This is a genomic window from Hahella sp. KA22, assembly GCF_004135205.1.
In the GTDB taxonomy this organism is placed as follows: domain Bacteria; phylum Pseudomonadota; class Gammaproteobacteria; order Pseudomonadales; family Oleiphilaceae; genus Hahella.
Genome location: NZ_CP035490.1, coordinates 3,163,641 through 3,175,768 on the forward strand (window position 1 = coordinate 3,163,641; position 12,128 = coordinate 3,175,768).

Annotated in this window: 13 protein-coding genes and 1 tRNA gene; 7 read left to right on the forward strand and 7 right to left on the reverse strand. The window is 53.5% G+C overall.

Going from position 1 to position 12,128, the window contains the following annotated elements; translation table 11 throughout:
• Positions 1-17: 17 nt before the first annotated feature.
• From EUZ85_RS14100 to EUZ85_RS14125, 6 genes are all read right to left on the reverse strand, one after another.
• Positions 18-338 (reverse strand): TusE/DsrC/DsvC family sulfur relay protein, encoded by a 321-nt coding sequence (locus EUZ85_RS14100; protein WP_127969896.1) that lies wholly within the window; start codon positions 336-338, stop codon positions 18-20.
• Between the two features lie 34 nt (positions 339-372).
• The gene (gene tusB / locus EUZ85_RS14105) at positions 373-669 is read right to left on the reverse strand and encodes a sulfurtransferase complex subunit TusB (protein ID WP_127969897.1); all 297 of its coding nucleotides are present in this window, start codon (positions 667-669) and stop codon (positions 373-375) included.
• Between the two features lie 42 nt (positions 670-711).
• Positions 712-1,083 (reverse strand): sulfurtransferase complex subunit TusC, encoded by a 372-nt coding sequence (tusC, locus tag EUZ85_RS14110; protein ID WP_164887245.1) that lies wholly within the window; start codon positions 1,081-1,083, stop codon positions 712-714.
• Position 1,084: 1 nt separating this feature from the next.
• Entirely contained in the window at positions 1,085-1,480 is a 396-nt protein-coding gene (gene tusD, locus EUZ85_RS14115; RefSeq protein ID WP_127969899.1) for a sulfurtransferase complex subunit TusD, read from the reverse strand.
• Between the two features lie 51 nt (positions 1,481-1,531).
• A complete protein-coding gene (locus EUZ85_RS14120) occupies positions 1,532-2,227 on the reverse strand; it encodes a Bax inhibitor-1/YccA family protein (protein WP_127969900.1) in 696 nt (231 codons plus the stop codon).
• 281 nt (positions 2,228-2,508) lie between these two features.
• Positions 2,509-2,599 (reverse strand) — tRNA-Ser (locus tag EUZ85_RS14125).
• Positions 2,600-3,185: 586 nt separating this feature from the next.
• On the opposite strand from EUZ85_RS14125, the gene EUZ85_RS14130 reads away from it, so the two are divergent.
• The 3 genes from EUZ85_RS14130 to EUZ85_RS14140 all read left to right on the forward strand — a co-directional run bounded on the left by EUZ85_RS14130 (position 3,186) and on the right by EUZ85_RS14140 (position 6,963).
• On the forward strand, positions 3,186-4,196 hold the full coding sequence (locus tag EUZ85_RS14130) for a tryptophan--tRNA ligase (protein ID WP_011396421.1): 1,011 nt from the start codon (positions 3,186-3,188) through the stop codon (positions 4,194-4,196).
• 34 nt (positions 4,197-4,230) lie between these two features.
• On the forward strand, positions 4,231-5,223 hold the full coding sequence (locus EUZ85_RS14135; protein ID WP_127969901.1) for a Gfo/Idh/MocA family protein: 993 nt from the start codon (positions 4,231-4,233) through the stop codon (positions 5,221-5,223).
• A 183-nt stretch (positions 5,224-5,406) separates the two neighbouring features.
• Positions 5,407-6,963 carry a DUF4118 domain-containing protein gene (locus EUZ85_RS14140; RefSeq protein ID WP_127969902.1) on the forward strand — a complete coding sequence of 519 codons (1,557 nt, stop codon included), beginning with the start codon at positions 5,407-5,409 and terminating at the stop codon, positions 6,961-6,963.
• 22 nt (positions 6,964-6,985) lie between these two features.
• On the opposite strand, the gene EUZ85_RS14145 is transcribed toward EUZ85_RS14140, so the two are convergent.
• Entirely contained in the window at positions 6,986-8,389 is a 1,404-nt protein-coding gene (locus tag EUZ85_RS14145; protein WP_206618138.1) for a TrkH family potassium uptake protein, read from the reverse strand.
• Between the two features lie 293 nt (positions 8,390-8,682).
• Here EUZ85_RS14145 and EUZ85_RS14150 point away from each other — a divergent pair, with 293 nt between their 5' ends.
• The 4 genes from EUZ85_RS14150 to EUZ85_RS14165 all read left to right on the forward strand — a co-directional run bounded on the left by EUZ85_RS14150 (position 8,683) and on the right by EUZ85_RS14165 (position 12,120).
• Positions 8,683-9,327, forward strand: coding sequence for a hypothetical protein (locus tag EUZ85_RS14150; RefSeq protein ID WP_127969904.1), 645 nt, complete (start codon positions 8,683-8,685; stop codon positions 9,325-9,327).
• 253 nt (positions 9,328-9,580) lie between these two features.
• Positions 9,581-10,117 (forward strand): YfiR family protein, encoded by a 537-nt coding sequence (locus EUZ85_RS14155; protein WP_127969905.1) that lies wholly within the window; start codon positions 9,581-9,583, stop codon positions 10,115-10,117.
• A gap of 16 nt (positions 10,118-10,133) precedes the next feature.
• Positions 10,134-11,600 (forward strand): ATP-binding protein, encoded by a 1,467-nt coding sequence (locus EUZ85_RS14160; protein ID WP_127969906.1) that lies wholly within the window; start codon positions 10,134-10,136, stop codon positions 11,598-11,600.
• Between the two features lie 73 nt (positions 11,601-11,673).
• Positions 11,674-12,120 (forward strand): response regulator, encoded by a 447-nt coding sequence (locus EUZ85_RS14165; protein WP_011396428.1) that lies wholly within the window; start codon positions 11,674-11,676, stop codon positions 12,118-12,120.
• Positions 12,121-12,128 lie beyond the last annotated feature (8 nt).

Sequence of the window (12,128 nt, forward strand, 5' to 3'; positions counted from 1 at the left end):
GGGTGGGAATTCCTTTTTTACAGGCAGTTATTCGGCTTGGGGAGGCCAGCGATTTTGCATGCAATTTTGGCTGGGCCGCCAGGAAACAGCTGCATCAGATATATGCTGTTGCCTTTATCCTGACCCAATTTGACTCCCGTGGTTTTAACCAGAACGCGATTGACCGGAGAGAGGCCAAACTCGTCATAAAACTTCCGCACCAGATCTATGATTTCCCAATGCTCAGGAGTCAGAACGATGTTCTCGTGCGCGGCGATTTCTTCCGCGATTGTGGGGCTCCAGTCATTCAGGTTGACCAGAAAGCCGTCTTTATCCAGGGGGAGATCCTGTAACGTCATGGGATAGCTTCCGCGTATAGTCTGCGATATGGCTTTAGAACCAGGAAACACTGCGAGGGTGGCGCTCGGTCAGCTCGACGAACTGCGCGTAGTCAGCTATTGCAATGGCGTCTGCGGCGGCGATGCCCCGCGCCATCAGATCTTCCTTTAGAGCGTAGACTTTGACGCCTGCATCAAGCAGTCCCTGTATCAGTGCGTTCTCTCTATGTTCCTTGGCCCATATTACGCCGTCCTCAATTAAAAGCAGACTGTCATCAGGGCCAATCAATTCGGCGCAGGTTTTAAGCAGTTCGCGATGGCGAATGCCTTTATTGAATATATGTAACACCATGGCGTGTGAGTATTGCTGAAATAGTGAGTTAAAGAAGTTGATTCAAAAGCTGAAGATATGATCCGCCGTCGCCATTTTTTCCTTAATGGCGTCGATCTCCAGAGGCTCAACAGGCATGCTCAGATCGTCCGTGCTGAGGGCGAACTTATCTAATGCCTCAATGGAGACAAATATCTTTTCTACGCCGTAAATCGGCAAAGCTTTGAATCCTTTGGCGTGATTTTTCATGGCGATGGGAGCAGGATCGATATTCTTCGACAATTGGAAAACGCCTTCCTCCAGAAAGATGACTTCCACATCCTGATCGAAAACCGCCGCCGCCAGCACTGCGTCCAGGCTTTCCGCCCCGTAGGCGTCGCCGAATGGGGGACGGGTGATCAGATATAACAAACGTTTTTTGCTTGTCTCGCTCACGTTAGCCTGCTCCAAATGTGATGACGCGGTCGGAATACAGGGCGGCGTCCACAAGCTGTCCGAGCCCGGACAGCTCAAACTCGCTTTGTAGTGAGTCGCCGCTGCGCTGATAGCGTTCAGCTTCAGATGGGGTGATGACGCCGCGTTTAACGCTGGCGCCAATACAGGCGACCAGATCGAGATCATGCTCTCGTTTGAGGGTCGCCCACTCGGCGGGAAGATAGGCGTCGTCCTGTGGCGCAATGCTGAGGGAGGACGCGTTCAGTACGCCGTCATGGTAAAAAAAGATGCGGTAAATGCTATGGCCTCTGGCCAGAACCGCTTTGGCGAACTGGCAGGCGGAGTAGGGCGCCTGTGACGAAAAGGGGGCGCCGTAAACGACAATGGTGTATTTCATGACAAATAAAAAAGCCCGGTTAGACCGGGCTTATGTTAAACCTATTTAGGATCAATCGTCACCGCCGAACGCTAGGATCAGGTTCAGCAGGCTGATAAACAGGTTGTAGATGGACGCGTACAGAGATACCGCCGCCAGGATGTAGTTGGTCTCACCGCCATGAACGATGGCGCTGGTCTGATACAGAATCCCTGCGGACGCGAACAGTACGATTGCGCCTGAGATCGCCAGAGAGAACGCGCTGCTCTGGATGAAGAAGCTCATGATGATGCAGCCGACGATGACCCAGAAGCCTGCAACTAGGAAACCAGCCAGGAAGCTGAAGTCTTTCTTGCTGATCAGGGCGTAAGCGGACAGACCAAAGAATACGAATGCGGTCAGACCCAATGCGCTGGTTACCGCCTGTGCGGCTCCGCCTGCGATCAACTGGCCAACGATCGGACCAATTGTCAGACCCAACAGGCCGGTAAATGCGAACGCCAGCACCAGGCCCCATACGCTGTTAGCGACTCGTTGAATCACAAAGCTGATCGCCAGGGCGCCGAAGAACGCGCCGTAGTGCATGATTGCGTTGAAAGGCATGCTTGATGACAAGAATGCAGTGAAAGCGGAAAAGGCCAGGGTCATGCCCAGTAGCCAGTAAGTGTTTTTCAGAACGTTAGCGGCGGTGGACGAATCCACTGCTGTTCCGTAGCCTTGCCTAAAGTCGGCGACGGCTGATTGATTGTTAAAGCGTCTGTTATCCATGAACGTCTCCAGTTAAAAAGCTATTGGGTTCTATATTAGTGACGGAAAGGGAAATTTCAATCTTTGTTGTAGCCAAAGAAGATAAATTATTCGTTACAGAAAGCCTTGTGAGTCGGGGTTTTCAGGTAAAAGTTCAGTATACGTGTTGATACGAAAGAATTTGTCCGACGGATTAAGTGAAAGGTTAGACTTTGAGTAAAACGAAGAAGTAGCCAAGAGATAGGAGTGAAGAGTCGGTGAATATTTGCTTTCGATCCTCTCCGCAAGGGCGGAGAAAGAAGTGGCGGTGAGCCAGGGATTCGAACCCCGGGTAGGCTATTAACCTACGGCGGTTTTCAAGACCGCTGCTTTCAACCACTCAGCCAGCTCACCGTTAAGAGTGTCTGTGTGACACGAGCCGTGCATAATACTCAAAATTTTTTGGGTGTCAACAGGTTTGAAGAATGCGCCCTAACAAAGTTCTTCAGTGACTAACATTTAAGCATAAATAAGGCCCTGCCTGTTTAGTTGTGGCTGAAGAATGCGCTGAGAGATGATTTCAATCCTCGCCCGGGTCGTACAGCTTGAAGTGATATTTAACCAATGAGCGGTTAATGGTTCCTAGTCCACGCTGTCGCCCAAACGTACAGCGCCTGTCATTTTTGGCCCGCCGTAGACCTCGGGCGAACCTGGGTCGGCTGTTTTTCAGTTGAGTGCGTTGGATAAGAAAGCCGTCATAACGATTGTTGCGGTAAATCCAGCGCCAATGGAAGCCTCGCCTAAGATCGCTGCGAAAGGCGCTGACCCATGGCTGGCGTCTGCCGAAAAAGACTTTCTCTTTAGGGTACTTTCTGGGCTTACGGATAGTGACTTCTCCTTTATTTACTTTTTACAGTTATTGCAGCCCCGCATACTGTCTTCAAGTCTGTAATCTGCTATCTTTCCTGCCCTTGTTTTATTCCGCGAAAGTACAGAGTCCATGAGCAAGCAGATTGTATTAACGGGTATCACCACTACCGGCATTCCTCACTTGGGTAACTATGCGGGCGCTATTCGTCCCGCTATTGAAGCCAGTAAGCAGGACGGGGTGCAGTCTTATTTCTTCCTGGCGGATTATCACGCCTTGATCAAGTGCCACGAGCCAGAGCGCGTCAGGGAATCCACCAAAGCCATCGCGGCGACTTGGCTTGCTTGCGGTCTGGACCCGGAAAAAGTGACGTTCTACCGTCAATCCGACATTCCGGAAATTCTTGAGCTGAACTGGCTGCTGACCAGCGTGACGGCGAAAGGTCTGATGAACCGCGCTCACGCTTATAAAGCCGCAGTGCAGGAGAATATTGAGAAAGGCGACGCCGATCCAGACAAAGGCGTGACCATGGGCCTGTTCAGCTATCCGGTGCTGATGTCGGCGGACATTCTGATGTTCAATGCCCACAAGGTGCCTGTCGGTAAGGATCAGGTGCAGCATCTGGAAATGTGTCGTGACATCGCGGCGCGCTTCAACCATATCTTTGGCGAAACCTTTGTGTTGCCGGAAGTGGTGGTCAGTGAGGAGTCCATGGTGTTGCCTGGTCTGGACGGGCGCAAAATGAGCAAGAGCTACAACAACACCATTCCTCTGTTTGAGCCGGAAAAGAAATTCAGAAAGCTGATCAACAAAATCGTCACCAACTCTCTGGAGCCAGGTGAACCGAAAGAGACCGACGGCTGCAGCCTGTTTGCGATCTACTCCGCGTTCGCCAAACCGGAAGAAGTGGCGAATATGCGCAAGCAATACGCGGAAGGCATCGGTTGGGGTGAAACCAAGAAGCAGTTGTTCGAATACCTGAACGAGATCCTGGCCGACAAGCGTGAACGCTACAACGAACTGATGCAGGACCCCGCCTATATTGAAGCCACATTGCAGCAAGGCGCGGAAAAGGCCAGAGAAAAGGCGGCGGTATTGCTGGCCAAGGCCAAACAGGCGGTTGGCATCGGGCCTATTCGATAGTTGTTTGACTCGACAGGCGAATGGAGACTGGAAGATGCGGACATTTAATTGGGGCGTTATAGCGCCAGGACGCATCGCCCAGCGCTTCGCCGCCTGCTTTTCCGCTATTGACGGCGCCAGAGTGCTGGCGGTCGCCAGCTCGAATCAGGAGCGCGGCGAAGCTTTCGCCCAACGCTTTGGCTGCGAACGGGTTTACGGGGATTACGCTGAACTCGCCCGTGACCCGGACATCGACGCCATCTATATCGCTAATCCCCATCGTTTTCATTTAGAAACTGCGCTGCTGTGCATTGAGGCCGGCAAACCGGTGCTGTGTGAAAAACCGCTGACCGTTTCCGCTGCGCAGGCGCGCGCATTGATGGACGCCGCGTCTTGTCGCCAGGTTTTCCTGATGGAGGCGCTCTGGACGCGCTTCATACCTGTCTGGCGTCAGGTCAAACAATGGCTGGATGCCGGGGCGATAGGCGATGTGGTGCTGATGGACTCCCGTTTCGGCTACAAAGCGGAAAGGGCGCCGGGAGATCGTCTGTTTGAATTGAACCTCGCCGGCGGCTCACTGCTTGATATCGGTATCTATAACCTTTCTATGTCCCAGTTTGTCATGGGACGTGATCCTGACTCTTTTGTATGCGACGGCGTGGTGGGCGAATCCGGCGTGGACGAACGGGTTTCCGCTATTCTCAATTATGGCGGCCCGGCCAGCCAGTTCACCTGTAACCTGCTATCCAGCACGGACAACCGTTTCCTGATCTACGGCTCCAAAGGACGCATAGAAGCGCCCGCTGATTTTTGGGAAGCGTCGACCGTGACGCTGACTACAGATGATGGCGTATCTGAGACCTTTGAGGGGCCGCTGTTGGCGAACGGGTTTGAGTATCAGGTCATGCATGCGATGGAGCGCATTCGCGCTGGCGAATTGCAGAGCGACGTAATTCCCTGGCGTGATACTCTCGCCACCCAGACACTAATGGACGCCATGCTTGAGCGCCTGGGCGTGGTCTATCCTTTTCTCTCCGAGCGGCAATAAGCGCCAGCGACTAAACTTTCCTGCAATACCTTTTACTGATCAAATAGTTTGCGCCTGTTGCGACGGCTGGATTATTGGTAGTTGGAATGATAGAAAGTCCATTTTCGATAGCCTGCAATCATGATGAACAGATTATGTTCTGGCTGCCGCTGTCGGCGTTTATGAATGCTAAGGAACTAATGCGTGCTGAAGGATATTAACGCCCATTTCAAACCGAAGGACTTCTGGCTGGCGACCCTGATCATGTTGGGCGCTATGTTGGCGTCACTGGTGATTACTCAAGTACTGGCGCACCCCAATGTATTGCTGGTGCTTTTTCTTGGAGTGCTCGTCGCGGGCCTTAAAACCAGTGTCTGGCCCGCCTTGTGGAGCGCGCTGCTGGGGTTTTTCGCTTACAACTACTTCTTTACCCACCCTCACTACACTCTGAAGGTCACTCATTTAGAGGACCTGTTAACGATTATCTTCTTTCTGTTGTTATCTACCATCAGTGGCAATCTCGCCGTGCGCTTAAAAGAGCAGGTTTCCGCGATTCGCGACAGCAAGCGGGAAGTGGAGGATCTGTTGTCCCTGAGCAGCAAGCTGAGTCTGGCGCCGGATCGCGCATCCATCATGCAGGTAGCGCTCAAAGAAATGTCCAAGCTTGTTAGCGCGCCAGTGCTGGCGTTTGAAAAAGGACAGGGTGAGCCTGGCGGCGCGGCGGATGCGCGTGGAGAACCTTTTTCTTTGCCCCCGCCTGAGTTGGAACTCGCCAGACGCATATGGGAGCAGTCAGGCCCGGATTCCACGGGCGCGCTGACTTCTCCTGAGCAGCCATCCCAATATAAGTGGCTGCCGGTGCGTTCGGAAATGGGAGTGCTTTGTCTGTTGGGCGTTCCAGATGTGGCATACAAAGCGTTGGATTGGGAAACCCACAGTCGCATCAGCAATCTGACGCAGCAACTGAAGCTGTCTCTGCTCAGGACCAAACTCAATGAGGAACTGGAGGAAGTGCGCTTTCAGGCTGAGACCGAGCGTCTGCGCGCGGCGTTGCTCTCATCTGTTTCCCATGACTTGAAAACGCCCTTGGCGGCGATGATCGGCGCGGCCGGTAGTCTGCTGCAATATCACGATCGCCTGTCCGACGAGGATCGCAGGGAACTGATGGAAACCACCTTGCAGGAAGCGGAGCGTTTGGACCGCTATATCCAGAATCTACTGGATATGACCCGTCTGGGATACGGCGCCTTGAAGTTGCACCGGGACTGGACCTCGCTGCACGATATTGTCGGCGCCGCAGTAAAAAGACTGGTGAATGAACTTAAGCCTTTAAAGGTCAATATTGAACTGGCTGCGGACATTCCTCTGCTGTACGTGCATGCCGCCCTGCTGGAGCAGGCGCTGATCAATATTCTGGAGAACGCCGCCAAGTTTTCGCCGGAAGGCGGCCGTATCGACATTCTGGCCAGAGTGGAGAATACAAGTCTGATCATTGATGTGGTTGATCAAGGGCCAGGGATTCCGCCGGAAGAGCGGGAGCAGGTGTTCAATATGTTCTATTCCGTCACCAAAGGCGACCGCAAGCCCAGTACCGGGCTGGGGCTGGCCATTTGTCACGGCATGATTGGCGCCCATGGCGGTTCGGTGGCGGCGTTGGATGGTAAAGACGGACGTGGCGCGGATATTCGCATCGTCTTGCCAGTAGATCCGTTGCCGGAATCAGATTTGGATGGCGATTCAGCGGAGAGCGAAGCGGAGTAGGATTTTTATCTTCTATCCCAGTCTATCTGCGCCAGAAATGGGGCAGGAAGATGGCCAGAAGCGTGAAATATTCCAGACGCCCCAGGATCATGCCGAAGGACAGCACCCAGGTGCCCGTGTCGCTGACTGGGGCGAAGTTGCTGCCCAGTTCCGCAAACGCCGGGCCCAGCACATTGAGGCAGGCTGCTACGGCGGTGAAAGAAGACCAGAATTCCAATCCCGTCGCCATCAGCGCCAAAGTCAGTATCAATGTGCTGCCAGCGGCGAAGCTCATGAACGCGGCCGTCGCGCTGGTGACGTCGGACCCGACGGAGCGCCCCTGATATTTCATGACGAATACGCCGCGAGGATGTACGATCCGCTTGAGTTCAAGGTTGATGGATTTGATGGAAATGATGTTGCGAATGATCTTGTTGCCCCCGGCGGTGGAGCCTGCGCAGCCTCCCAGGTATCCGGCGAAGACCAGCAGCATGGCGGTGGCTTCCGGCCAGTCTGTGAAGCTGGCGGCGCCGAAGCCGGTGCTGGTGATGAAGGAAACCAGATGGAAGGCTGAGTCGCTGAGTGCGGTGAAGGGGTCGTGATACTTCTGCGCTTTCAGCAGCATGATGCACAAGAGTAATGACAGGCCCGCCACAATCAGCAGGAACGTGCGGGTTTCTTCGTCTTTAAGGTACACAAAGGGGTTGCGGGCGCGAAACACCTTGAAGTGCAAGGCGAAGCTGATAGCGCCAAGCAGCATGAAGACATCGGAAACCGCCAGGATCAGATGGCTTTGGAAGTAGCCCATACTGGCGTCATGAGTGGAGAATCCGCCAGTAGAAACGGTAGTGAAGCTGTGCGCGACCGCGTCGTAAAAACTCATGCCGGCGGCGAAATAGGCGAGCGTGCACAACACGGTAATGGCGATATACACGATCCAGAGATAGTGCGCTGTATTGGCGACGCGAGGTGATAGCTTATCGTCTTTGACCGGTCCGGGGGTTTCCGCCTTTAACAGTTTCATACCGCCCACGTTCAACATGGGCAATACCGCCACCACGAATATCACCACTCCCAGGCCTCCCAACCATTGCAGGAATTGTCGATACAGCAGGAAAGTTTTGGGTAAGTCGTCCAGTCCGCTCAGCACGGTCGCGCCGGTTGTGGTCAGGGCGCTGATGGATTCAAAAACGCCATCGGTGAAGCTGACGCCTGTGACCATAATAATAGGGATCGCTCCCAGCACGCCGCTGCACATCCAGGTGAGACTGGCGAACAGCAATGAGTCACGGTAGCCAATTTTGGTGAGATCGGATTTGCGATAGCGGGACCAGAATAAATAGGACGCCGCCAGCATCGCCACCGCAGGAGCCATAAAGGCCTGCTGTACGTTGTCGCGAAACAACGCCACGGACAGCGCGCCGAAAATTAATTGCACGCCTCCCATCAATGCGACCGGGAAGGTTAGTAGGTAGAGAGTGGCTCGTCTGTTGATCACGCTGCGGCGAAACTGTCTGAAATAGCTTGGAAACCAAGTATTAAAGTTTATCAAGGCGCGGATTACCAGACCGTAAAAATTCCGTAAAAAAAGCCGGTTAGGGCCCATGCAGGCGGGCCGCTGATGGAAATTGTCATTCGAACATTAAATAATCGACGAAGACGTTTAGGTGAAAGCGTTCTCCTGAAGTGGGCGGTAGGCGGACGATGTGGCGACAAGGAAACAATAGGGAGTTTATGTCTATGAATCAGTGTTATCTAAAATCGGGAATGCGTCTGATGGGCGCGGCGGCGTTGTGTTTATCCAGTGTGTCTATGGCGCAGGAGGGTGCGAACGATCCGGCGTCTGCTGTGGCGCACCCGGGCGGCAAGGCGTTGCGAGGGGAATATGGTTTTGTCGGCCAGTTCTCGTGCGTGCAGACCCCACTGCAGCCGCCGCCGGCGACAGGGTTCGATCCAGAGCCGCCTCACAGCCTGTTGGTGGAAGGCGAAGCGGTTTCTGTCGCGGGTTATGGCGTGATGACGTTTTCTCCAGCTGGAACGGTGGACTTGAATGTCACCGGCTCCCTGATCGGTCTTGATAAAACCGCAGTTGGCGACGCTCCTGTCACGGCGCGCATCGCTGGAAGCTGCCCGGGAGGCCATTATCAGCTATTGGAAAACCATCGGCTGTCAGTGGAGTTTCCCAACTGCCAGGAGAGCGTCCCGGGTTTTAGCGCCAGCGGCGGACCGTTGCGATTCGAAGGGTTAATCGCGCGGGACCGGCGCTGGATCAAACTGGCGATGGTGGATGGCGGCGTGCAGACCTATGACATTGTCATCCCCGGATATCCTGAGTTACAGAACCAGCGCGCCTGCATACAAACTTTTGTTATGGACAGAATGTAGTTTTGTCGATGCTTTTCCTCTTCATCCGCTAAGGTGTTTGGAGTCGCCGCCGGGAGGCGGCGATTCTGTATTCTTTTTGCAGTTTTTATTTTTATTTCAATAATTTGAGCTAAACTCAGCCACTAAGGTTGAGTTTTATTATGTATTTCCGAAACGCTGCGGCCGACTCTAAAAATCAGGATTGACGATTTGGCCGCTGGATTTGATTCACCGCACAGACAGCGAATAACAAAGAAAAATATAGCAACCGTTTATGCTTTCGGGTTTAGGGAAACGCTTCTGCAGACTGTTTCTGATCCTGACCGCTGTCCTGGGGACGTGGGAGCAGGCGTACGCCCGTTCCGAATACGAAATCAAAGCCGCGTACCTTTATAACTTCATCAAGTTCGTTACCTGGACTGACACGGAGGCGAAAGCTTCCGCCATCGATATTTGTGTCTATGGGGAGGACCCTTTTAAGGAAATTCTCCATCCGCTTAAGTCTCTTAGCGCTCATGGCAAGCCCATCAATTTGTTGTATCCCGCCAAGCCAGCGGACGCTGCAGTCTGCGAGGTGTTGTTCATCAGTCGGGAAGAGAAACGTCAGTTGTCGACGATTCTCTCCCAGGTGGGACGGAATGTTTTGACCGTGAGCGATATGAAAGATTTCGCCAACTCCGGCGGCATGATCGGATTTGTGACTGTCGGCAATGTGATCCGGTTTGAAATAAATTTATCCAGCGCCCGCGAGGCCGGTCTCGACATCAGCTCCAAGCTGCTCGAGCTAGCCCTGGACGTGATCAAGAAGTAGGCAGGTGCAGCAGAACATGAAATGGTCTCAGATGCCGATAAAGCACAAGCTGATCATGATGACGTTGTTCACCAGCGTGATCGGCATTGTGGTGGTCAGCCTGAGTTTCATCTGGTACGAAAACCTTACTTACAAAGACCAGCTGAAACAGGAAATGAACGTTATTGGAAAAATCCTGGCCGACCGCAGCAACGCCGCCCTGGTGTTCAGCGATACGGCGCAACTGCAGGATAACGTCAACAGCCTGAAGTTGCGTCAGTCTATCGAACTGTCCTGTATCTACGACGCCATGGGGCAGCCATTGAGCAGCTTCTCCCGCCGGCGGGACTTGCAATGCCCGCTGGCGCCCGGCGCTAATGAAGGGGAGTTCACCAACAGCTATTTTCATTTAACCCAGGCCATTGAGCTGGATGGCGAAAGCATCGGCAAACTGTATATCCGTTCTTCCTTGCAGGAGTTAGTGGGCCATTTGCAAAACTATATCGCCACCACCGCGATTGTGTCCGCACTGGTGGTGATGGCGTTGTTGCTGGTGTCCAGCATGCTGCAGCGCATCATTTCCACGCCGCTTGTGCATTTGACGGAAACCGCCACCCGCATCGCCAGGGTCAAAGATTACAGTCTTCGGGCGGAACAGGAGAGTGAAGACGAGATCGGGCAGTTGGTGGGGGCCTTTAATTCCATGCTGAACACCATTGAAGAGCAGAATGCGCAGATTCTGCATAACTACGAAAATCTGGAGAAAATCGTGGCGCAGAGAACCGTGGAGCTGCGCTCCGCCAATAAGGAGCTGGAGGCGTTCAGCTATTCGGTATCCCACGACCTGCGCCAGCCCCTGCGCGCTATCGACGGTTTCAGCGATGCGTTACTGGAGGACTGCTCGGATCAGCTTGACGAAGTCGCCATGGATTACCTCAATCGTGTGCGGGCCGCCAGCCAGCGTATGGGGCGCCTGATCGACAGTATGCTCACCTTGTCCAGGGTGACCCGCTATAAGGTGGAGAGCAAAGAAGTGAATCTCAGCCACCTTGTGGCGACCATCTTTGAAGCTTTGCAGGCGGACCAACCGGAGCGACATGTGGAGGTCGTCATTCAGCCGGATTTAATGACCCAGGGGGATGAGAACCTGCTTGGCGTGGCGCTTTCCAATCTGATTGGCAACGCCTGGAAATACTCCTCGAAACTGTCCCTTGCGAGAATTGAATTCGGCGCCATTGACAAAGACGGCGAGCGGATATTCTATGTGAAGGACAACGGCGCAGGATTTGACATGAAGTACGCGGACAAGCTGTTCGTCGCCTTCAACCGTTTGCACTCTCCCGCAGAGTTTGAGGGCAGCGGCATCGGGCTGGCGACGGTGTCCCGAGTGATCAGCCGTCATCGCGGCAGAATATGGGCGGAATCGCAACCTGGAGAGGGCAGCGCCTTCTACTTTACATTGAATGATGCGGCCGTGGACGCGCACGAGACTGGGGCGCGCTGAATAGTCGGCGCGTAAATTTGTATAAAGTAAAATAATAGGCCTAGACTTGGTTAGTGGACTGAGAGAATCGCTGATGCAACAGTGCATGATATTACTGGTTGAGGATAACCCTGATGATGAGGCGTTGGCGTTAAGAGCATTAAAGAAAGCTAACCCCAAAACACAGGTGGTGGTGGCGCGGGATGGCCAGCAGGCCCTGGATTTTGTGTTTGGCGAAGGAGACTATCAGGGACGCAACGTCGCTGAGCAGCCTGTAGTGATTTTTCTCGACATGAAGTTACCCAAGCTGAACGGATTGGATGTGCTGAGAAACATTAGGAATGACCAAAGGACCTGCTTGTTGCCAGTCGTGATTCTGACCTCGTCAGATGAATCCAGCGACATCAAGGAAGCCTATCGTCTGGGCGCGAACAGCTATATCAATAAGCCTGTTAATTTTACTGAGTTTTCCCGTCAGATGAACTTGATGGGAGAATACTGGTTGGACATCAATCGGCCTCCGTTATGCAAGCTTCAGTGACCGGAGCG